The sequence below is a fragment of the Undibacterium sp. GW821-FHT11H02 genome, from assembly GCF_058808015.1.
In genome coordinates this window covers 256,075-278,200 of the sequence record NZ_JBXARG010000002.1, presented here as the reverse complement: position 1 = coordinate 278,200, position 22,126 = coordinate 256,075, and the positions used below count along the sequence as shown (strand labels likewise).

Here is a 22,126-nt window from a genome sequence, read left to right as displayed (position 1 = left end):
CACAGAGGCGCAGAGAGACGGAGATACACAGAGTTTTTCTCCGTTTTTCCTCCACATCTCTGAGTCTCTGTGTTGAGAGGTTTTATGTCATTCATAGAAAACATACTCAAGATTTCAAACGCAATTCAGCGCTACGTGCATGCGCTGGCAAGCCTTCGCCATACGCGAGTTCTGCCGCGATTTTTCCCAAGGTTTGCGCACCCTGCTCGCTCACTTGTATCATCGACGAACGCTTTTGAAAATCGTAGACGCCTAAGGGAGAAGAAAAACGTGCAGTGCGTGAAGTCGGCAATACGTGATTTGGACCAGCGCAGTAATCCCCTAAAGATTCAGAGGAAAAACGACCTAGGAACATTGCGCCTGCATGACGAATTTGATCTGCCCATTGTTGCGGATTTTCTGCAGAAATTTCTAAATGTTCTGCCGCAATCTCATTCGCAATATCGCACGCTTCTTGCATATCACGTACCTTGATCAAGGCACCGCGATCTTTCAACGAGGTGCGAATAATTTCCGCGCGTGGCATCGTCGTAATCAGTTTATCTATACTGGCATGTACGGCATCAATATAAGCAGCATCAGGACATAGCAAAATCGATTGTGCGAGTTCATCATGTTCGGCTTGCGAGAACAAATCCATCGCCACCCAATCCGGATCAGTCGTGCCATCACATAAGACTAAAATTTCAGATGGACCAGCGATCATATCGATACCAACCGTGCCGAATACACGACGTTTCGCATTCGCGACATAGGCATTGCCTGGACCCACGATCTTATCAACTTGTGGAATGCACTCCGTGCCATAAGCTAAAGCGGCGACCGCTTGCGCGCCACCTATCGTGAACACGCGATCGACGCCAGCGATGGCTGCGGCAGCTAATACCAAAGGATTGCGTACGCCATCTGGAGTCGGCACCACCATGATAATTTCACGCACACCCGCCACTTTGGCAGGAATCGCATTCATCAATACCGAAGACGGATAAGCTGCCTTACCACCTGGCACATAAATGCCTACGCGATCTAAAGGCGTCACCTTTTGTCCGAGCACAGTGCCATCTGCTTCGGTGTACGAGAATCCCGCCGAACCACATTCATGTTTTTGCACTTCGTGATACGCACGTACACGCTGTGCCGCAGCCTCTAATGCGCTACGGCGTTCACTAGAAATGCTGGCGAGCGCCGCACGCAAATCAGCTTGTGGAATTTCTAAAGCTTGCATCGTAGTGGCTGTCGGCAAACGATCAAAACGCTGCGTATACTCCAGCACCGCCGCATCGCCACGAGTTTTCACTGCTTGCAAAATCTGCACAACACTTTGATCAATCGCTGCGTCCTCGCTCGCTTCAAACGCCAATAACTGACGCAAGGTTTGAGCGAATCCAGCTTGCGTAGAATCTAAACGCGTTAATGCTGTCGCGAAAGTCATTACTTACCCTCCGAAGCGCGCTCAAAGGCTTGCAGAATAGGTTGTAAGCGTTCACGTTTCAATTTCAAGGCCGCTTGATTCACCACCAAGCGCGAGGAAATCTCCATGATTTCCTCTACTTCAACCAGATGATTCGCGCGCAAAGTATTACCGGTACTAACCAGATCGACAATCACATCCGACAAACCGACCAAAGGCGCTAATTCCATAGAGCCATACAACTTAATCAAATCAATATGCACACCTTTGCTAGCAAAATGCTGGCGCGCAGTTTCTGTGTATTTGGTTGCTACGCGCAGACGCGCACCTTGACGCACCGCGGTCGCGTAATCAAATCCTACCGATACCGCAACTGACATACGGCATTTGGCGATACCCAAATCAATCGGCTGATACAAACCTGCACCACCATGTTCGAACAACACGTCTTTGCCCGCCACACCAAAATCGGCAGCACCGTATTGCACATAAGTCGGGACGTCGGAGGCGCGCACGATGATGACGCGGACATCAGGATCGTTCGTCGCTAAAATCAACTTACGCGATTTTTCCGGATCTTCAGTGACGTGGATGCCCGCCGCTTCCAATAGCGGTAAGGTTTCTTCAAAAATGCGTCCTTTGGACAAGGCCAAAGTAAGTTGCTGAGAACTCATATCGATTGTTTCGCTAGTTTGCTTATTTATTTTTGACACTACATCATTTAACGCGCTGAATTTGCGCACCGACCGCAGACAACTTCACTTCCATACGGTCATAGCCGCGATCTAAGTGATAAATGCGGTCGATCAAAGTTTCACCTTGCGCCGCCAAACCTGCAATCACCAAGGATGCGGAAGCGCGTAAATCCGTCGCCATCACAGGCGCACCTATCAGTTTTTCGACTCCGCTCACAATCGCCGTATGGCCATCAATTTCGATATGCGCGCCGAGACGATTCATTTCTTGCACGTGCATGAAGCGATTTTCGAAAATTGTTTCGGTCACGCGCGCAGTGCCAATAGCCAGGCAATCTAAAGCCATGAACTGCGCCTGCATATCCGTCGGAAAACCTGGATATTCAGTGGTGCGGAAACCGACCGCCTTTGGACGTCCGCTCATCTGTGCGCGAATCCAATCCGGACCAGTCGTGATGATCACGCCAGCTTCGCGCAATTTATCCAATGCCACATCCAGAATATCGCTACGGGTATTTTTAACGGTCAGATCTCCGCCGGTCGCTGCAACAGCACACAGGAAAGTCGCAGTTTCGATACGATCTGCGATCACCGTGTGGGTCGCGCCATGCAATGCTTCTACGCCTTGTATCACTAAGCGATCAGTGCCGATACCCGTGATCTTCGCGCCCATAGCGACTAACAAGTTTGCCAGGTCGGTGACTTCAGGCTCGCGCGCCGCGTTTTCTAATACGGTTTCGCCGTCCGCCAAAGTCGCCGCCATCAACAGGTTTTCTGTACCTGTCACGGTGATCATATCGGTCACGATGCGCGCACCGCGCAAACGTTTGGCCTTGGCGTGGATGTAACCCGCTTCGATAGTGATTTCAGCACCCATGGCTTGCAAGCCTTTGATGTGTTGATCAACAGGGCGGGAACCGATTGCGCAACCACCTGGCAAAGAAACTTTTGCCTCGCCAAAACGTGCCAACAAAGGACCAAGCACCAGGATAGATGCGCGCATGGTTTTTACCAAATCGTAAGGTGCTTCGAGCTTGTCAATCGCCGCGCCATTTAATGTGACGACACCATTCTCGTCGGTAACTTGCAAACCCATTTGCTTGAGCAATTTCAACATCGTAGCCACGTCTTGCAAATGCGGCACATTATGCAAAACCACATCACCTGCACTCAGCAAACCTGCGCACAAAATCGGCAAAGCCGCATTCTTTGCGCCAGAAATAATGACATCGCCATTCAAGCGATTGCCGCCTGTAATCAGTAACTTATCCATGCTTATTGAAATTCTTCCGGAGTTAAAGTTTTCATCGACAAAGCATGAATTTCTTCACGCATGCGGTCGCCCAAAGCGGCGTACACGAGTTGATGACGTTGAATCAAACGCTTACCTGCAAAGGCTGGAGAGACGATCACCGCAGTGAAATGCTGGCCGTCGCCTTCGACTTCAAGATGCGTACATTCCAAGCCGGCAGCGATGTAGTTTTTAATTTGTTCTGGGGTAGGAAACACGATATGTCTTTCTAAAATATTTTCTAAAATTAATTCTTAAGGATTGCGTACCGCATTTAGTGCCGTACTCAGTGCCATACTCAGTGTCGTAACTTATAACCACTGCGCAGCATCTGCATTGCGACCGCAGTCAATGCGAACAAGAAGATAGTAACAATCACCAAACTACGTACAGGATCAACATCCGACTGTCCTGAAAAGCCATAGCGAAAGCCATCTATCATGTAGAAGAAGGGATTGAAATGCGAAATCGTTTGCCATATTGGTGGCAGTGAATTAATTGAATAAAACACGCCCGACAAAAAGGTCGCAGGCACAATCACGAAATTTTGAAATCCTGCCAATTGATCAAACTTCTCCGCCCAGATACCGACGATCAAGCCCATAGTGCCGAGTACGAAAGCGCTCATCAAAGCGAATAGAGCAATCCATAAAGGCGCACTAAAACTCAGATGTGCAAACCACGCTGTCACCACAAACACGCCGAGTCCGACAGCTAATCCACGCACCACGGCAGCTAACACATAGGCAAAAAACATTTCCCAATGTGAGAGCGGTGGCAACATGATGAAGACCAGATTGCCAGTAATTTTGGATTGAATCAAAGATGAAGAAGCATTTGCAAATGCGTTCTGCAAGACGCTCATCATCACCAGGCCGGGAATCAAAAACGCCATGTAAGTAACGCCATGAACTTTGACGTGGCCTTCCAAAGCTTGGCCGAAAATCAGCAGATACATCATCGCGGTCATGATAGGCGCCGTAATGGTCTGCGTTGCGACTTTCCAGAAACGTAAAACTTCTTTATACAACAAGGTGCGAAAACCTATCATTGCGGATTTCCTCCACCCATAATTTGTAAGAACACATCTTCCAGATCCGCTTGTTGCAAATGCAGATCTTCAATCACGCAACCCGCTGTACGCAGATTCGCGAGTATCGGTTCAACTTCGGCATAGTTCGTAATACGCAAAGCAAAGCTATTCGCTTCTGCTTGAGTATCAGCAGCGATAATTAAGTTGTGCAAAGAAGCTGGCAAGGGAGCTGACAATGAGCCTTGCGCGAGTTGCACTTTCATTTGCGAGCCAGAGATGCGCTTGATCAAAGCCGACATGGTGTCGAGTGCCACGACTTTACCGGCTTTCAGCATCGCGACACGATTACACAGAGCTTGTGCTTCCTCCAGATAATGCGTGGTCAACACGATGGTATGACCTTCACGATTTAAGCGTGAAATAAACTTCCACAAAGTTTGGCGTAATTCGACGTCAACACCTGCAGTCGGCTCATCCAAAATGATCACCGGTGGTTTGTGCACCAATGCTTGTGCAACTAAAACCCGGCGTTTCATGCCACCCGATAAAGCGCGCATATTCGCATCGGCTTTATTGGTCAGATCGAGATTTTCCATGACTTCATCGATCCAGGCATCATTATTTTTGATACCGAAATAACCGGATTGCAAACGCAGAGTTTCACGCACCGTAAAGAAGGGATCAAACACCAATTCTTGCGGCACTACGCCAAGCTTGCTGCGTGCTGCACGATAATCGCGCACTACATCATGCCCTTGCACTAAAACTTGACCAGAATCGGCGCGATTTAAACCCGCGATTATCGAGATAAGCGTGGTCTTACCAGCACCGTTCGGCCCCAGTAAACCAAAAAATTCACCCTCTTCGATCGAAAGTGAAACACCACCTAAAGCCTGTAGCGGTTTGCCAGCAGACTGATAGGATTTTTGTACATTGCTAATTTGTATGGCGGCCATGTGGCATTCGCGCTTATGCGCATTGATTGTGAACTTAGGTCGACAATTACGAAAAAGATCACGACAATTGCCGTGAAAACCTTCGATTATAGGGGATTTTGCCTGACAACGGGTTGCGCTTTAATGCGCCGCTTGTATAGACAAATTGATAGAGCAAGGCTGAGGATCAATGTCGCTCAGAGCTGTTGGCAGCGGTCAGATGGAAAAAATCTGTCAAACCGTAAAGAGAAATTAAACTTAATAAACTGGCAGGCACGCCTATGAATTGTAACTGTCGATTAAGCGCCTGTGCCTGACGTTGCCATGTGAGCATGACTGCCACTGCCGACGAATCGACGGCCTGCAGTGGTGACATATCGAACTGATCAGCGCCAGCATGAAGTGCTTGCAATCCCGCTTCAGAGACGCTCACTGCATTACGTAGACTTAGTTCTTGATCCTGCAAGATCATGCTGGGCTCCAAAATATGACTGAATTTATGTCTGAACTCACGACTTTTTTACTGAGGCTGCAGCCAATTTTTTATTCTTTTCAACTAAAGTCTTGATCAAACCATCCACACCGTTTTTACTGACTTCAGCTGAAAAACTACCCTTATAGGTTTCTACCAACCATGCGCCCAGAACATTGATATCAAAAATCTTCCAGCCTGCTGCAGTTTTCTCTAAACGGTAACTAAGTTGCAATGGCTCACCACGTGCTTGTATCACCAAGCTTTTCACTTCCACTTCTGCATCTTCGGGAGAAGCACGGAATGGCTTAAATTCGACTTTTTGGTCACGAATTTGTGTAATTGCGCCTGAGTAGGTGTGAATCAGCAAAGTACGAAATTCTGTAATCAATTGCTTTTGCTGTTCAGGTGTCGCTGAACGCCAGCTTTTACTCACAGCTAAAGAAGTCATACGCTCAAAATTGATATGCGGCAGAACTTTATTCTCAACTAAGTCGTTAATGCGTTGACGGTTACCGGCTTGAATTTCCTTGTCGGTCTTGGCCGCATCAATGATTTCTGTACTCAAACGCTTCACTAATTGATCTGGCGCTTCTTGCACTTGCGCATTAGCAAACAGACTAAAACTGAAACAGAGACCAACTAAAAACTGACTGATTTTTTTCATAATTTACTTTCCTGACTTGTGGGATTAATTCCATTGACTAGCTTGTTACGTAAACCCTGTCTCGCAACATTTGGTTGACGCAGTTCAAAATCCCCCCCGGTACCATTCTTGATGCTCAATTACGATTTGATTAAAAATCGAAGCACCAAGAATTTTTTGAACTTTTCTTTTGTACTATTCCTGCTCTTGCTGTTTGCCCGCGTTGATTTGGCTTTCACGTCTTTGCAGATAAGCACCACGGATAAACACATATTTATCTAAAGCAGCTTCTTCTATCAGGCTCACCGCATCTAATGCACTCGCCCGCTTATCAATCACTTTTAAAATCGAGGTCGTCGTTTTTACCGCGCCCGAGGTCTGTGAAAAGAGAATATCGCCTTTGAAATCAATAGGGGTCGCTATTGTATCTCGTAAGGTGGATGCCCCCAAAACCGGCAACATCACAAAAGGCCCGGCAGGCACTCCCCACACCCCCAAAGTTTGCCCGAAATCAGCTCTGTGCTTGGGCATGCCGCCAGCACTGGCCACATCAATCAGTCCACCAATTCCCATCGTGGTATTGATCGCAAATCGCATAAAATCATTTGCACCATCAACCAGATTGCCTTGCAATACATTGTTGACCGCTGTCCAGACATCGCCTGCATTACTAAAGAAATTGCCGACCGCCGTTTGTACTATGCTAGGCGTCACTTTTTGGTATGCCTGCGCTGTCGGCTTTAAAATGTTCGCATCCAAACTCTCATTAAAGCTAAACATAGAGCGGTTGAAACCCTCTAAAGGATCATCCGGATTATTACCAATATTGGTGGTTTCACTGACTTTTTCCAGTGTTGCCACAGCCTTGGTTTTTACCTTAGTGACTGTGCTGCAAGCCGTCATACTTAAGCCGAGCGCGCACAAAATCAGCAAACGAACAGCAAATGAACTTAGGATAGACCCACTTAAAAAACGCGCACTCATTTCTGTTCTTCCTTACCGTCAGCGGCTTTGCTGAACAAGAATTGGCTGATCAGATTTTCCAAAACCACGGCTGACTGTGTCATCGTAATTTTGTCACCGGCAGCTAAATTCTTCACATCACCGCCGGCTTCCAATCCTATATATTGCTCACCCAACAAACCCGCAGTCAAAATTTTTGCAGACGAATCTTTCGGGAAGCTATAACGCTTCTCCATCTTCAATACCACATTGGCTTGAAAACTCTTATCATCAAAACTGATAGAACTGACTCGTCCCACCACCACACCTGCACTTTTAACTGCAGCATTGGGTTTCAATCCACCAATATTGTCAAATTTGGTAGTGAGGTCGTAAGTCTGTTCAAAAGAGAGACTACTCATATTGCCCGCTTTCAATGCTAAAAATAGCAATGATGCCGCACCCAATAGCACAAATATTCCCACCCAAAAATCTATCGATTTCTTTTCCATCATCTACCTCTTACGAAAATCCATTTGCGCACCAGGCTACAAACGCGATTGTAAAAATTCAAATTTTAAAATCAGCTTTATTGGAACATCCAGGCTGTCAACAAGAAGTCCAGCCACAACACTAACAAGGAGGATATGACGACCGTGCGCGTGGTTGCGCGAGCCACGCCTTCAGGCGTTGGCGTCGCTTCATATCCCTGATACAGCGCCACAAAAGTCGCAGCAAATCCGAATACTATGCTCTTGATAATACCGTTCCCGAGATCATTCCAAATATCAACCCCGGCCTGCATTTGTGACCAGAAAGAGCCGCTATCCACACCTATCAGCGAAACACCGACCAAATAGCCACCCATAATACCCATGGCATTAAAAATCAAGGTCAAGATAGGCAGAGCAATTACGCCAGCGATAAACCTAGGCGCAACCACACGTTGCAGAGGATTCACCGCCATCATTTCCATCGCCGCTAGCTGCTCACCAGCTTTCATCAAACCAATTTCAGCTGTCAACGACGTACCAGCACGTCCGGCAAACAATAAAGCGGTCACAACCGGACCCAATTCACGCACCAAAGACAAGGCGACCAACAAACCCAGCGCTTCTTCGGAGCCGTAGCGATTCAGTGTGTAATAACCTTGATAGCCCAACACAAAACCAACAAACAAACCAGAAATAGCAATAATCACTAAGGAATAGTTGCCAATGAAATGCACTTGATCAGCGATCAATTGCGGGCGACGCCACAGGCCCGGCGCATGCATCACAATACTGAGGAAACTCCGGCTCGCATGTCCCAAACTTTCTACTACCTGACGCGTCACTTGGCCGAGGCGACTAATGAAATCCGCGATCATAAGGAATCACCTGCACGCGGTTGTAAACCGATCTCATCTGCCATTGATCGACCTGGATAGTGGAACGGTACTGGGCCATCACTTTCGGCATGAACGAACTGTTTCACGTACGGATCGGTCGATTCCATCATTTCTTTCGGCGTGCCTTGAGCTACGATTTTCCCTTGCGACAGAAAATACACATAGTCTGCGATAACGAAAGTTTCGTGTACATCATGCGATACCAAGATACTAGTCGAGCCCAAAGCGCTATTTAGATTACGAATTAAAGTCGCCGTCACGCCCATAGAAATAGGATCTAAACCTGCGAATGGTTCGTCATACATAATGAGTTGAGGATCGAGTGCAATGGCGCGTGCCAGCGCAACACGGCGCGCCATGCCGCCGGAAATTTCAGCAGGCTTTAATTGAGCAGCATTCCTTAAACCCACTGCATTCAACTTCATCATCACCAGATCTTGCAACATAGACTCTGGCAACTTAGCGTGTTCACGCAAAGGGAAGGCCACATTGTCAAAAACACTTAAATCGGTAAACAAAGCGCCATGTTGAAACAACATTCCCATCTTGCGACGTAAGGCATACAGACCCGGCGTTTTCAAATGATGTACCACTTCACCATTGACACTGACCTGCCCAGACTGGGGCTTAATTTGCCCTCCTATCAGGCGCAAGATAGTGGTCTTACCCGAACCCGAGCCCCCCATTACGGCAATGACTTTACCGCGTGGGAAATCCATGTTCAGGCCGGACAAAATGTTCCGACCTCCATAGCCAAATTTCAGATCACGTATTTCAACTAGATTGGGCACGGCAATAGAATTCTGTAATAAAGGCGAGATTGTAAACCAGAACGGGAATTTGAGTTGCGCATCAATACTATGAAAAATGTAACGAAATAATTAAATTCTGAAATTAACTTTCATTAGAAAATAAAATTTTGGAATTTTAATTTATTTAAGCGTTAAATTCTGCCGCACCGCACAATTCAAGGCAAAATAAATGAACTTAGAGTCAGCAATTTCTGCAATTCACCACATTATTTTGCTTTTTGGCAGGCTCTTGCCAGCAAATCCCAGCTTAAGACCATCAAGTTTGAGTGAAGGTTTCTAGTAAACCTGAATTATTTACGGCAGGCCAGATAGCTGCACCAAAGGTATTAACTGACAATACCTTTCTTTGATACTTGCTTAACTTGGCATTGGCGCAATGGTGTGCCGATTAAGTTGTGAATTGCCTTGCCACGAAGGTATTTATTGGCGCCGCAAAATTTGTTTGCGTTCTTCCGTATACGCCCACCACACCTGTGCCGACTCCCCCGCCATAAACCGCGTGATCGCGATAAATACGTCGATGACACAAGGATCGTGCGTCAGTTGCGTGATGTCGCATAACTCTTGATACATCTGAAATGGATCGCGCCCGATCAATTGCTGAGGATGAGTTATTCCTAACAAAACCAAATCAGCAGCACTAGCCTTACCGATATTAGGCAAGTCGGTCAGGCAACGTATATTTTCGCGTCGAACTTTATTGGGGTTCATGGTCAGGATTCAAAATCAGCTGAATAATCGAGAGAGAGGAGATCGCTAGTCAGTCGACGGTATTTCTTCGTAGCTTAGTGTTTGCGCATTCCATGCATATTCCGCGTCATGGGTAAAAGGCGTATCAAGCAAAGCCCGAAACCTATCATCGATATTGAGTACAGCGCCCAAAGAAACAAAATGCCAATTCTCTGGGTCATCACAATAATCATCACTTTCATCACCTGCGGTCAGTGTCCAACCGCTAAAACGGCGCTCTATACCTTCTGCATCCAGCGCTTCACGATACAGCACATTAACAGAGCGTTGATCTTGCAGTACTGCGCTAGTCACAAAACATCGCTCTTGATATTGTCCAGCAAGACTGGCAACTGGGTCATCTCTTTGTGATTGAATAATGTGACAAGAAGAAAATGTGATCTCATCATTGATGTGCAAGTCAGGAATATAACGCGGCACATTATCGAGCCTACCCACAAATTGATCGCCGGCACGAGAAGTAATTTCTACCCACATGCGTTCAGCGGAACATTCTTGATCGATTTCAATCTCAAACTGAAAAATCAGTTTTACTAGATCACCCACTTGAAACTGCGCAATCAGCTCTTTTGAGGGTAAATAAAAAGTGTACGGTGCCTCGGTGGCACGACCGGATACATCTTCTAGTTTCCAAGTTTTCGACATGAGGATAACTACCTATAATTGAAGTCAGTAGTCTATCCGAAAAAGTGCCTTACTCTCAACGCTACCAATCCTTAATCTGCGCAAAATTCAAATCAAATTTCGCCAAATACTTGCGCAAGCGATCGGCATCATTCGACATTTTCTTTTCCTTGCGGCTATGTTCAAATAAAGCTCGCCCAGCATCCGATAAATTGTGTGCCGACAAACAGACTTGAATCACGTAGGCGAGCTGCACTTGGTCAAAGGGGTCAATATTTTCCTTTAAGGCCAGCCAGTCAGGATGCTGCAACTCCTTGCTGACGAGACTATCATTACTGAGGTGATCTTGATTGCGCTGTTGCAAGCGACGCAATTCTACATCGACGGCGCTAACATCAATACGCCCACCATCAGCCAGCGTAGCCATACGTAATAGACTCGCAGACAAATCACGGAAATTGCCCGCCCAAAGCGTGGTGCCCGCCATCGCATATTGCAAGTATAGTTTCTTGGCGTCGGAATTAAATCGAATTTTCTTTCCAAGTTGATTGGCAATACGATCTAATTCAAAATCTAAGTTCGGTTCTATATCCTCACGCCTGTCTTTCAAACCTGGCAGCGTATATAACCACGTATTAATACGTGCAAATAAATCTTCACGAAAGCGCCCGCTACGCACATCTTGCGCCAAATCTCTATGCGTACCCGCGATGAGTTGAAAGTGACTTTCGACTTCTTTATCGCCGCCCATAGGGAAGAAGCGTTTTTCTTCTATCGCCTTGAGTAACATCGCTTGCTCATCGAGACCCAATTCGCCTATTTCGTCCAAAAACAATAGGCCGTCATCCGCGGCTTTCAGATAGCCAGCCCTAGCCTGCAAGGCACCGGTGAACGAGCCTTTGACATGCCCGAATAAAGCGGACATTGCACCATCACCGCGCAAAGTCGCGCAATTGACGTCAATAAAATCACCCTGCAATTGATGCTTGGCCTTCTTTAATTCGTAGATACGACGCGCCAAAAAGGACTTACCGGCACCCGTTGGTCCAGTCAGCAAAATCGGTGTTTGCGAGCGCAGAGCGACTTGCTCGATCTCTTCTATGGTGCGGTTAAAGCTCGCATTCTTAGTCGCTATGCCAAACTTCAAGAAAGACAAATCTTCTTGCCGCTCTTCTTCAAAACGCGTGGCGAGTTGATTGTATTGCGAGAGATCAAGATCAACCACCGCTACTTCCCCGGATTCAGGAAATCCTCCTCGACGCGGTGGCGAGGTTTGCAATAATTTCGCGGGAAAATAACGCGCTTCGGTGAGCAGAAACAAACAAATTTGCGCCACGTGCGTACCCGTGGTGATGTGCACCAGATATTCACACGCACTAGTATCAAATGTGTAGCGCCGCACAAAATCATGCAGTGCAGAATACACCTCGACAAAATCCCAAGGGTCCGTGATCTGCATCAGCACTGGCTCAACTATGGTCTCGGGCGACACGCGTTTGATATCAGCCGTGACCAGCTTCAACAAATCCCCTCTGCCACCGCCATGAAATAGCACGAGTTTGTGGATCAACACATCTTCTTGCTGACACAAAGAGACCGTCGGACGCCAACGCTCCCACCTGCCCGCATTAAATCCTGCATCCAGCGTTGTGCCTAGAAAGCCAAAAACAACCTTATCCATTTTTATAAAACCATATATAAATTTATCTCAATGTAAAGTATCTCGCAAAATCGCATTTTAGGCAAAAACTTTTCAAATTGAATTTAATCATTAAAAATCAATCACTTATAAAAACTTCTATAAGATTTTTGAAAACTGGCACGCTTATCGCAATAGAGTAGATGTCTTAAACGAATTCGTTTGCAACAGGTAAGGGTTCAAAAAGCCCTTCCGGTACATGGGTCTCAATCAGGAGTCTCTCCAATGTTGATAGAAACCAGGTATGCCGCAGCGAGGGAAATTAAGATATCGGCGATGATTCTGGAGAATGTCCTCAGGTTCGATTCCTGACATCGTCACCAAAATGGATAGCTCATTCTGGATAGAGCAATCGACTAATAATCGATCGGTCGCGGGTTCGATTCCCGCTCCACACACTCTTAAAAAGTGTTTCGTAAGTAAGCAGTAGCAATACATGCAGTACAGGGTGGGAAGATGACATTTGTAAACAAACCGACATCTTCTTTGCACTTCGCCGCAGTGGTTGAACTCTAGGTAGTCGGTTAGTCGTCATCGTCATCATCAGTGATAGAGACCTCTGCACAACTGTAGCGAGCGGTCGAAGTTTGAATTGAGGAGCGGACCTGTGCTAGGGCACAGCGAGCACCGGAGATTCAAAATTCGGGCGCGTAGTAAGTTGTGCAGGGGTCTCGATAAGAGGTAAGCATTTATCAGGATGGTCACGACGCTTCTCACCAAAATCGAAGACAACAGCGACTTCCGCGACGGGCAAAACACCCTGCTTTTGAATCAATATAAGGACAAGAAAAATGAAAATCAAAGTACAAAAAAATGAACGTGCGATCATTTTCAAAGACAAGGCATTTGAAGCCATCGTTGGACCTGGCGAATACCGCTACTTCCAATTTTTTACAGAATTTACAGCGCAAGTGTTCGACATGGACAATGTGCGCTTTGACCACGCTATTGCGGAATCTTTACGCCGGCACGAACCAGAAGTGGTTGCCGAGAATTTTCACCTTGTTGATGTCGCAGATGAAGCTGTCGTGCTGCGCTATGAGAATCAGAGCTTAGTAGAAATCATGTCGCCAGGTACCCGTAAATTGTTTTGGAAATTTGGTGCAGAGCAAACTTTTGAAGTCACTAATATCGCGGAGCAATACATGGTCTCCAACAAATTGATGAGCTACTTGGCACAACCTGCGTTACGTGGAAAAACTATTAACGGCTTGCAGAACATTTTGCCAGTACAAGTGCCAGAATCGCACATAGGTTTATTGAAAGTGGATGGGAAATTGGTGCAAGTCTTGGGCGCAGGAAAAACCGCCTACTGGCGTTTTAACCGCGATATTCAAGTTGAGTTGGTAGATACTCGTTTGCAATCATTAGAAGTCGCAGGACAAGAGATTTTGACGAAAGACAAAGTCAGTTTGCGCATTAACTTGAACGCCAACTGGCAATTCGAGGATGCGGAATTAGCGTATAGCCGCTTGGCAAAACCAGCCGAGCACATCTATCGCGAATTACAATTCGCCTTGCGTGCCGCAGTGGGAACCCGTAGCCTTGATGAACTTTTGGAAAACAAGCAAATCATCGATGCTGTGGTAGATCAACACTTACAAGAGAAGTTGCAAGGCTTCGGCGTGAAGGTGTTGAGCGTGGGTGTGAAAGACATCGTGCTGCCAGGTGATATGAAACTGTTATTGGCGCAAGTCGTAGAAGCCGAAAAAGCCGCGCAAGCCAATGTCATCCGCAGACGCGAAGAAACTAACGCCACTCGATCAATGTTGAACACCGCAAGAGTGATGGAGAACAACCCAACTGCTTTGCGTTTGAAAGAGTTGGAGACTTTAGAAAAAGTGGCAGAGCGCATCGATAAAATCTCAGTGTTCGGTGGCTTGGATCAGGTCTTGAATGGCTTGGTGAAGATTAATGTGTGAAATGATAAATACAAAAAACCCCTCAACGCCGAGGCGCGGAGACGCAGAGGAGCGCAGAGAAAAACGTTAATCGATTCGCCTCCTCTCTTTTCGATTTTCTCGGCGTCTTAGCGTCTCGGCGTTGAAAGGTTTTCGCTTTCAGAGTAGCTAGCGTAGGCTGGGTTGAACGAAGTGAAGCCCAACGGACCAAGGAAACATGATGCAATTGCTGGGCTTATCAGCCCAGCCTACGAAACTTGGTGAAGATTAATGTGTGAAAAGGCAAGCCCTTCTCCCGCAAGCGGGAGAAGGGTTGGGATGAGGGCGTTTGACAACGAGAATCTTCGGTGTAACTGAAACACCCTCACCCTAGCCCTCTCCCGCGTGCGGGAGAGGGGATTTAAAAACAAACAAAATGAAAATCATGAACAAACAAAATTACGAATTATTAGAAGTCGCCAACGCCGCCCCGATCAAAATGTGGACCGAAGGCGTACCGGTGGAAGACGACGCTAAACAGCAATTAATCAATACCGCCAAGATGCCGTTTATCTTCAAACATTTGGCGGTCATGCCCGATGTGCATTTGGGTAAAGGCTCCACTATTGGTAGCGTGATTCCTACCCATAAAGCAATTATTCCTGCTGCCGTTGGCGTGGATATCGGTTGCGGAATGATCGCTTGCAAAACGACTTTAAACGCCAAAGATTTACCAGATAATCTTGGCCCACTGCGTGCCGCGATAGAAAAAGCCGTGCCGCATGGAAGAACACCAAATCGCGGAGGACGTGATAAAGGTTCTTGGGGTGATAAGCCTCCAGTCTTAGTCGATGAAGCGTGGAAATCGTTGGAGGGCACTTTCAAAGAAATTACCGCCGATTACCCAAAATTGAAGAACACCAATCAGTACAAGCATTTGGGAACTTTAGGAACTGGGAATCACTTCATCGAAATTTGTCTGGATGAAAAAGACGCAGTATGGATCATGTTGCACTCAGGTTCGCGTGGTGTGGGTAATGCCATCGGTACCATGTTTATCGAGTTAGCCAAAAAGGATATGCAACAGCATTTGTGTAATATTCCGGATCAAGATTTAGCTTACTTCGAAGAAGGTAGTAAGTATTTCGGCGACTATGTGAAAGCGGTAGGATGGGGGCAACAATTTGCCAAAACCAATCGCGAGATCATGATGCAACACGTAATCGACGCCATGCGCAAGATCATTACCAAGCCTTTCGAAACGCATTTGGAGGCGGTGAACTGTCACCACAACTACGTGCAAAAAGAAACGCACTTTGGGGAAGAAGTCTACGTCACTCGTAAAGGTGCGGTATCGGCCAAAAAAGGTGAGCTGGGAATTATTCCAGGATCGATGGGAGCGCGTAGCTACATCGTGCGCGGACTGGGAAATGAGGAAAGCTTTCAATCTTGCAGCCACGGCGCAGGACGGGTGATGAGTCGTACCAAAGCAAAGAAGATTTTCACCATCGAAGATCAACAACGCGCAACCGAAGGCGTGGAATGCCGGAAAGATGCCGATGTGATTGATGAGATTCCTATGGCTTACAAAGACATCGATGCGGTCATGCGAGCGCAGAAAGATTTGGTGGAAGTGATGTATGTGTTGAAGCAAGTGGTTTGTGTGAAGGGTTGAGTGAGGAGACAGCATAAATATTCCCTCTCCCGCATGCAGGAGACGGCTAGGCTGAGGGTAGCACAGAAACCGCAATGCTATTTCGTACTACGACGCGACAAGATAGCGATGTTTAGATTTCTCAATATCGTCAAGCTTATCTCACGCGCCCTCATCCCCGCCCCTTCTCCCGCTCGTGGGAGAAGGGAGAATTTAACAGGACTTAAGCATCCCACAAAAAAATGAACATGATACAAATAGACGCATCACAAGGTGAAGGTGGTGGGCAAATACTGCGTACCGCGCTGGCTTTGTCCATCATCACGCAACAAGCAGTACAACTAAAGAACATACGCGCCAAACGTAGTAAGCCGGGTTTGATGCGTCAACATTTAACCTGTGTTCGGGCGGCGCAGACGATTTCGGATGCCGTGGTGGAAGGCGATGCGCTGGGTAGTTCGCAGCTGAGTTTTAAACCGAACCGCGTTAAAGCCGGCGACTATGCATTTGCGATAGGCACTGCGGGTAGCTGTGCACTGGTGCTACAAACGATATTGTGGCCACTATTGTTTGCCAACACAGAAAGCACAGTGACTATTGAAGGTGGCACGCATGTGCCTATGTCGCCTTCATTTGAGTTTCTGGAATTTAGCTTTCTGCCAGCGATGCGAAGAATGGGAGTGCAGGCGCAGATAGACTTACTCAAGCATGGCTTTTATCCTGGCGGGGGTGGCAAACTCAAGGCCTTGATTGCGCCGTGGCAGACGCAAACTGCATTGGATTTGCAAAGTCGCGGTGAACGTATCAGTCAACATGGTTTAAGTGTGATTTCAAATTTGGATCAAAGCGTCGCGGACAAACAATTATCCGAAGTCCGGCGCTATTTGAATTGGAATGCCGAAGACGTAGTGCACCAAGGATTGCGTAATTCACATGGCGTTGGTAATGCCTTGATTTTGAGCGTACAAAGTAGCGAGCATACTGAGATCGTTACCAGTTATGGCGACAAATCTAAATCGAGTGAATTTGTGGCGCAACAAGCTTGTAAGGAGATGAAGCATTATTTAGCCAGTGACGCCGCGGTCGGTGAACACATGGCCGATCAACTATTGCTACCAATGGCGCTGGTTGGCGGAAGGTTTACGACGAACATTATTAGCGAACATTTCAACACTAATTGCGCGATTATTCAGATGTTTTTGGATGTCAGTTTCAAAATAGAAAAATTGAACGCACACTGCTATTTAGTGGAATCGATTCATGAGAAAAAGCCAACTTAGAAACCTTGCTGCTGGACTATGTACTTCCTTTATCAGTCGGAATAATCGTATTTGTGGTTACTGGGGGCCAGGGAAAATCTATCAATTTTCCAAAGAAAATAATGTTGGATTTGTCGAGTTCGATCTGGTCAAAATGACCGTTACGCCACATACAAAACAATTTGAAAGCGTATTGCACCAATACGCGTTATGGTTAAAGAGTAAAGCTGCCAAAAACAGCAAAGAAAATGACATCCAAAACGCGACAATCGTAATCGAATTGAATGTTGATCAGCCAGACACAGGCATTGTTGACCGACAAACATACGGCGACTTATTCCTTGTTTTAGTAACGATTTCAGATCGCCAAGGAAAAAAAGTCACGGTCGGCCATTACAGCTACTGCGCCCAGCACGATCCCACTAGAGAATCATGCAGCGCAACTCATTGAGTAATCAAAATGCATAAGCAAGAAGAGAATTTTCCCGTTCATACTGTAATTCAGGAACGCCTAACGAGCATAGAGCGAAAGCACGATGTGCATATTTTACTCGCCATAGAATCCGGCAGTCGCGCTTGGGGTTTTGCTTCGCCCGATAGCGACTGGGATGTGCGTTTTCTATACGTGCATCGAGAGCCCTGGTACTTCAAAGTACACGCAGCTCGCGATGTCATCGAGATGGGCATAGAACAACATCCTCTGGGTGAACTCGATATCAATGGTTGGGATTTGCGTAAAAGCTTACAGCTACTACACAAAAGCAACCCTGCTTTGATGGAATGGCTGCAATCACCGCTGGTCTATCGTCGCGACGATTTCGTCATGAATCAATACGAAGATCTAGCGACAAAGTTCTTCAAACCGCAAGCCTGTTTTCAACACTATGTGAGTATGGCGAGCACCAATGCACGCGAATTCTTACAGAAAGATCAGGTGCGCTTGAAGAAGTATCTCTATGTTTTGCGCCCTATCTTTGCATGCTTTTGGATAGAGCAATTTGGCGAGATGCCACCGATAGAATTTCATCGCTTGCTAGATAGGCTTTTGCCAAGCGGCAGCTTACGTGCCGAGATCGATGCCTTGTTAGTCAAGAAAATGGCTGGTGGTGAAGCCGAAGTCGCCGATCAAATACCTGCGATCTCTGATTTTATCCATGCTGAATTGGCGCGTTTGAAACTCATACAGTTGCAAGTCGCACCCATAGACACTCAAACTTATGAGGCTTGTGATCGTTTTCTGATGGAGACCATCAAGCGATCTTGACAAAAATAGACCTCTGTTTCGCACATTTTCGCGCTTTTTGAACTTTTTTAAATATTTTTAAAAATTCTTGAATCCTTTTGAAAATTTCCCCCCTCTAGGTAAGTGTCATTCAATTGAACGCATTTTCTAAATCGAGAAAGGACTTCATCATGTTTCATTTAAAGCGTAATCTCCCCCATTGGGAACGTGCTCTGCGTATAGGTAGCGGCGTTTTTGTCACTTACGCCGCTTTCAGCGGCTACACCCAAGGCATTGTGACATGGCTGGCGTATGGCACCGCTGCTACCTTGGCACTCACCGCCTTTGTTGGCTTTTGCCCGGCTTGCGCCATGGTCGGACGTCGTTATCTGGATAACTAATATGCTACGTACTAAACCGCAACTGATTGAGGCTGCCTGCCAAGGCGATAAGGCCGCCATTTCTGATCTATTAACTGTCTGTCAGCCTGATCTGAAGCGGTTTGCGCGACGCACTTGTTCCACCACAGAAGATGCCGAAGATGCCGTACAAATCGCGCTGTGGCAGCTGTATCGCAAGATAGGTGCATTACGCACGGTCGCGACTTTCACGACCTGGCTGTTTCGTATCGTTGAGCGCGAATGCTACCGCCTGTATCGCGGCAAAAAAGCGACCGAAGCATTAGACGAGCTCCTTGAGCACGATATACCTTGCGAACGCTGCGTTCCCACAGATTTACGTTTGGATTTAACCCGCGCTTTAGAGCGGCTGACCCCGCCCTATCGCGAGGTTTTAATTTTGCGTGACGTACATGAATTGACTGCGCCTGAAGTAGCGGCGCAATTGGGACTGAGTCTGGAAGCGGTAAAAAGTCGTCTGCATCGGGCGCGCGCACAAGTTCGCGAACAACTGATGTCGAGTGGCTACTGGCTTAAAGACGAGGCGCCCAGTGATACACAAGGAGATAAACATGTTTTGTAGTACCTCAGTGAGCATCCATTTGCTACGCGGCTTGGCCGCTTTAACATTAATCATAGGCGCGCTGCATTTTAGCTCGTATGGCACCCTTGGCCTTGTGGTCGCGTCGCTGGCCTTTATTGGCGCGATTTTATTGCTACGCGGTTGTCCTATGTGTTGGCTAGTCGGTTTATTTGAGACTCTCGGTCAAAGCCGAAAAAAAGCGCCGTCGGATTTTTAATACGTGACAGCAAACAATCTCGCTGCGCCCATCTGATTTCTCATCAAAATATCAGATTGAGGCTTGACACCGTCAAGCCCTCAAGAACACACAATTTCATATTTTCATTTTAGGTTTTTATGTTGAAGAAAACTTTATTTTCATCCCTGCTGTTAATTTCAAGTTTAAGCATCACGCCCGCTGCCTCAGCGCAGTTCACTATAGGTGGTACAACTGGCCCAGCCAAATGGAGCTCGGAGTGCAACAAAGGCAGTGTGCAATGTGACAAAAACGCCAAAGCTTTCAAGATTTTTACTGCTTATGAGCTCGACCAGAACTTTGCCATTGAGGCCAGTCTTTTTTCCTTAGGCAAATTGAAGGTCAATGCGAAGACTGCAACAGGCAAAAGCTACACGACAGCCGACGCGACCGGATTTGAATTAGCTGGCGTGCTGAAACAAAATATCACCGAGGACTTTGCTACTTTTGCGAAAATAGGCGTGGCGCGTGTTTCAGTAGGAACCAATGATAATGCCCCCTTACTATTTTTTATGGCGTCCGAAACGACTTCGACTCAAGCAGTTGGAGGCCTTGGCTTAACTTACAATGTCAGCAAAAACTTCGCATTACGCGGTGAGTTTGAAATACGGCGCACCAAACTGGGAAACGAAAAAAATACGATTCACAATGTCTCTGCTGGCGTGCAGTATCGTTTTTGAGTTGAGAACTAAACCTAGGAAGTTATTGCCGAACTACGCCCGGCAAACTATATAATGGCACAAGCTATTTATGCCTCTTCTGATACCAAGGTTCGCCCATGTCTTTTCCTTATTTAAGTGATGTCATTAATTATTTTTTCGGCACACACTGGTCCATTCCTATCGCGACTTTTGGTAGTTTCGTGGGTCTGGCTATTTTAGTTGCCAGCCACCTCGCACAAAAAGAGGTACAGCGATTTGAAACGCTAGGCATCTTAAAGAATGCGAAAACAGCGGAGAATACTTTGGTGCCGGCGCATCAAATCGTTTCCAATCTAACAGTGATCACGGCGCTATTTGGCATACTTGGCGCACGGGTATTTCACATTTTGGAATATCCGTCTGAGTTTTTACATGACCCTATGGGTATGATTTTTTCCCGCGGAGGATTGTCTATTTATGGCGGCCTAATATTCGGCGTCATCGCTGGTGCACTCTATCTAAGGCGTCGTGGCCTACCTATTATTCCTATGCTGGACGCCTTGGCGCCAGCCATGATTTTAGGTTATGGCATAGGCCGAATTGGCTGCCAGATATCGGGCGATGGTGATTGGGGACGTGCGGCGGATCTCGCATTAAAGCCAGACTGGTTGCCGCATTGGTTGTGGGCGCAAACTTACGACAATAATATTGCTGGCGTACTGATACCGAGCCCGGGAGTTTATCCAACTCCCATTTATGAGGCTATGACGGCTTTCGCTATCTTCCTATTTTTACGTGTGATCAAAACCAAGCAGCTTGCCAGCTATTCGCTTGGAAGTATTTTTTCTACTTACTTAATACTCAGTGGATTTGGGCGTCTGTTAATAGAAAAAATACGCATCAATAGCATGTATCATTTTCTAGGATGGAACTTTACCCAAGCGGAGCTTATTTCTACCGTGTTGATTTTCATAGGCTTATTTGGCTTAATCAGATCTTCACCATTGAAATGCGTTTCAAAAGTGGGGGTCACTATGGTGGTCCTTGGCACGCTCGCCGCTTGCACAATTCGATGAAACTTGCATAGATGAGATATTGATTGCGCTGTTCTATCTTAGATTTTTCAAACAAGTTGCTAGCGCAAACATAGGCCAAATGAGCAGATACAAATTGGGCAAGCACCAAGCAAGATCAAGGTCGCCCCGGATTGCCCAAAATGCGAGTGCCATCAAGCCAGCACACATAGTCATACTGAGCGAAACAGGTAGGAGCAAACGCCAAACACGCCCGTCTCGCTTGGCGTCCCATAGCGCCCACAAACCGACTAGGCTTGCCATCAAATCGACAGGCGCAAATGACCAGTTCCACGCCTGCATCCATGGCAGATCGGCATCTTTATACAGCCATTCTGCAGGAAAAATTTGCAGCGCAGCGAATGACCAATAGGTGATAAAACCAAGATCGGTCAACATCAGGTTCCACTTCAGAAAACGTGTCAGCATCTTTGCTCGCCTTATCAATTGAATTGAACCCGGCATCGCGAGTCGATGCCGA

26 protein-coding genes and 1 tRNA gene are annotated in these 22,126 nt (G+C 46.8%); 11 read left to right on the top strand and 16 right to left on the bottom strand.

Annotated elements, in window-relative coordinates:
- Nucleotides 1–106: 106 nt before the first annotated feature.
- The 15 genes from hisD to rtcR form a co-directional block, all read right to left on the bottom strand.
- Nucleotides 107–1,432: a histidinol dehydrogenase gene (hisD, locus tag AC1RR2_RS03480; RefSeq protein WP_493220910.1), complete on the bottom strand. Its 1,326-nt coding sequence runs from the start codon at nucleotides 1,430–1,432 to the stop codon at nucleotides 107–109.
- Nucleotides 1,432–2,085 (bottom strand): ATP phosphoribosyltransferase, encoded by a 654-nt coding sequence (hisG, locus tag AC1RR2_RS03475; RefSeq protein ID WP_186891071.1) that lies wholly within the window; start codon nucleotides 2,083–2,085, stop codon nucleotides 1,432–1,434. The genes hisD and hisG overlap by 1 nt, the downstream gene beginning before the upstream one ends.
- Before the next feature lie 43 nt (nucleotides 2,086–2,128).
- Nucleotides 2,129–3,379, bottom strand: a complete 1,251-nt coding sequence (gene murA / locus AC1RR2_RS03470; RefSeq protein WP_493220909.1) for a UDP-N-acetylglucosamine 1-carboxyvinyltransferase — start codon at nucleotides 3,377–3,379, stop codon at nucleotides 2,129–2,131.
- Nucleotides 3,380–3,381: 2 nt separating this feature from the next.
- Nucleotides 3,382–3,615, bottom strand: a complete 234-nt coding sequence (locus tag AC1RR2_RS03465) for a BolA family protein (protein WP_390212405.1) — start codon at nucleotides 3,613–3,615, stop codon at nucleotides 3,382–3,384.
- Nucleotides 3,616–3,695: 80 nt separating this feature from the next.
- On the bottom strand, nucleotides 3,696–4,448 hold the full coding sequence (locus tag AC1RR2_RS03460; protein ID WP_493220908.1) for an ABC transporter permease: 753 nt from the start codon (nucleotides 4,446–4,448) through the stop codon (nucleotides 3,696–3,698).
- Entirely contained in the window at nucleotides 4,445–5,386 is a 942-nt protein-coding gene (locus AC1RR2_RS03455; RefSeq protein WP_493220907.1) for an ABC transporter ATP-binding protein, read from the bottom strand. Before AC1RR2_RS03455 ends, AC1RR2_RS03460 begins: the two co-directional genes overlap by 4 nt.
- A 166-nt stretch (nucleotides 5,387–5,552) precedes the next feature.
- Nucleotides 5,553–5,837 (bottom strand): STAS domain-containing protein, encoded by a 285-nt coding sequence (locus AC1RR2_RS03450; protein WP_493220906.1) that lies wholly within the window; start codon nucleotides 5,835–5,837, stop codon nucleotides 5,553–5,555.
- 37 nt (nucleotides 5,838–5,874) lie between these two features.
- Nucleotides 5,875–6,504, bottom strand: coding sequence for an MlaC/ttg2D family ABC transporter substrate-binding protein (locus tag AC1RR2_RS03445; RefSeq protein WP_493220905.1), 630 nt, complete (start codon nucleotides 6,502–6,504; stop codon nucleotides 5,875–5,877).
- Nucleotides 6,505–6,678: 174 nt separating this feature from the next.
- Nucleotides 6,679–7,467: an MlaA family lipoprotein gene (locus AC1RR2_RS03440; protein ID WP_493220904.1), complete on the bottom strand. Its 789-nt coding sequence runs from the start codon at nucleotides 7,465–7,467 to the stop codon at nucleotides 6,679–6,681.
- Nucleotides 7,464–7,937, bottom strand: a complete 474-nt coding sequence (gene mlaD, locus AC1RR2_RS03435) for an outer membrane lipid asymmetry maintenance protein MlaD (protein WP_493220903.1) — start codon at nucleotides 7,935–7,937, stop codon at nucleotides 7,464–7,466. The genes AC1RR2_RS03440 and mlaD overlap by 4 nt, the downstream gene beginning before the upstream one ends.
- Before the next feature lie 77 nt (nucleotides 7,938–8,014).
- On the bottom strand, nucleotides 8,015–8,794 hold the full coding sequence (gene mlaE, locus AC1RR2_RS03430; RefSeq protein WP_493220902.1) for a lipid asymmetry maintenance ABC transporter permease subunit MlaE: 780 nt from the start codon (nucleotides 8,792–8,794) through the stop codon (nucleotides 8,015–8,017).
- Nucleotides 8,791–9,606 (bottom strand): ABC transporter ATP-binding protein, encoded by an 816-nt coding sequence (locus AC1RR2_RS03425; RefSeq protein WP_493220901.1) that lies wholly within the window; start codon nucleotides 9,604–9,606, stop codon nucleotides 8,791–8,793. Before AC1RR2_RS03425 ends, mlaE begins: the two co-directional genes overlap by 4 nt.
- Nucleotides 9,607–10,047: 441 nt before the next feature.
- Entirely contained in the window at nucleotides 10,048–10,338 is a 291-nt protein-coding gene (locus AC1RR2_RS03420; protein WP_493220900.1) for a helix-hairpin-helix domain-containing protein, read from the bottom strand.
- 45 nt (nucleotides 10,339–10,383) lie between these two features.
- Nucleotides 10,384–11,022: an immunity protein Imm33 domain-containing protein gene (locus AC1RR2_RS03415; protein WP_493220899.1), complete on the bottom strand. Its 639-nt coding sequence runs from the start codon at nucleotides 11,020–11,022 to the stop codon at nucleotides 10,384–10,386.
- A 61-nt stretch (nucleotides 11,023–11,083) separates the two neighbouring features.
- Complete coding sequence (gene rtcR, locus AC1RR2_RS03410) at nucleotides 11,084–12,682, bottom strand: RNA repair transcriptional activator RtcR (RefSeq protein ID WP_493220898.1); 1,599 nt, start codon at nucleotides 12,680–12,682, stop codon at nucleotides 11,084–11,086.
- 341 nt (nucleotides 12,683–13,023) lie between these two features.
- Between rtcR and AC1RR2_RS03405 the strand changes: the two genes are divergently transcribed.
- From AC1RR2_RS03405 to AC1RR2_RS03355, 11 genes are all read left to right on the top strand, one after another.
- Nucleotides 13,024–13,094: transfer RNA gene (locus AC1RR2_RS03405), tRNA-Ile, on the top strand.
- Between the two features lie 397 nt (nucleotides 13,095–13,491).
- A complete protein-coding gene (locus AC1RR2_RS03400) occupies nucleotides 13,492–14,622 on the top strand; it encodes a slipin family protein (RefSeq protein ID WP_493220897.1) in 1,131 nt (376 codons plus the stop codon).
- A gap of 403 nt (nucleotides 14,623–15,025) precedes the next feature.
- Nucleotides 15,026–16,255, top strand: coding sequence for an RtcB family protein (locus AC1RR2_RS03395; RefSeq protein WP_493220896.1), 1,230 nt, complete (start codon nucleotides 15,026–15,028; stop codon nucleotides 16,253–16,255).
- Between the two features lie 227 nt (nucleotides 16,256–16,482).
- A complete protein-coding gene (rtcA, locus tag AC1RR2_RS03390) occupies nucleotides 16,483–17,514 on the top strand; it encodes an RNA 3'-terminal phosphate cyclase (RefSeq protein WP_493220895.1) in 1,032 nt (343 codons plus the stop codon).
- Nucleotides 17,495–17,944: a hypothetical protein gene (locus tag AC1RR2_RS03385; RefSeq protein WP_493220894.1), complete on the top strand. Its 450-nt coding sequence runs from the start codon at nucleotides 17,495–17,497 to the stop codon at nucleotides 17,942–17,944. The genes rtcA and AC1RR2_RS03385 overlap by 20 nt, the downstream gene beginning before the upstream one ends.
- A gap of 9 nt (nucleotides 17,945–17,953) precedes the next feature.
- A complete protein-coding gene (locus tag AC1RR2_RS03380; protein WP_493220893.1) occupies nucleotides 17,954–18,757 on the top strand; it encodes a nucleotidyltransferase domain-containing protein in 804 nt (267 codons plus the stop codon).
- Between the two features lie 149 nt (nucleotides 18,758–18,906).
- A complete protein-coding gene (locus AC1RR2_RS03375; protein ID WP_493220892.1) occupies nucleotides 18,907–19,116 on the top strand; it encodes a YgaP family membrane protein in 210 nt (69 codons plus the stop codon).
- A gap of 1 nt (nucleotide 19,117) precedes the next feature.
- The gene (locus AC1RR2_RS03370) at nucleotides 19,118–19,696 is read left to right on the top strand and encodes an RNA polymerase sigma factor (RefSeq protein WP_493220891.1); all 579 of its coding nucleotides are present in this window, start codon (nucleotides 19,118–19,120) and stop codon (nucleotides 19,694–19,696) included.
- Nucleotides 19,686–19,913 (top strand): hypothetical protein, encoded by a 228-nt coding sequence (locus tag AC1RR2_RS03365; protein WP_493220890.1) that lies wholly within the window; start codon nucleotides 19,686–19,688, stop codon nucleotides 19,911–19,913. The genes AC1RR2_RS03370 and AC1RR2_RS03365 overlap by 11 nt, the downstream gene beginning before the upstream one ends.
- A 119-nt stretch (nucleotides 19,914–20,032) precedes the next feature.
- Complete coding sequence (locus tag AC1RR2_RS03360; RefSeq protein WP_493220889.1) at nucleotides 20,033–20,611, top strand: outer membrane beta-barrel protein; 579 nt, start codon at nucleotides 20,033–20,035, stop codon at nucleotides 20,609–20,611.
- A gap of 98 nt (nucleotides 20,612–20,709) precedes the next feature.
- Nucleotides 20,710–21,648 carry a prolipoprotein diacylglyceryl transferase gene (locus AC1RR2_RS03355; protein WP_493220888.1) on the top strand — a complete coding sequence of 313 codons (939 nt, stop codon included), beginning with the start codon at nucleotides 20,710–20,712 and terminating at the stop codon, nucleotides 21,646–21,648.
- Nucleotides 21,649–21,681: 33 nt separating this feature from the next.
- Here the strand turns inward: AC1RR2_RS03355 and AC1RR2_RS03350 are convergent, their stop codons facing one another.
- A complete protein-coding gene (locus AC1RR2_RS03350; protein ID WP_493220887.1) occupies nucleotides 21,682–22,074 on the bottom strand; it encodes a DUF5360 family protein in 393 nt (130 codons plus the stop codon).
- Nucleotides 22,075–22,126: the final 52 nt, after the last annotated feature.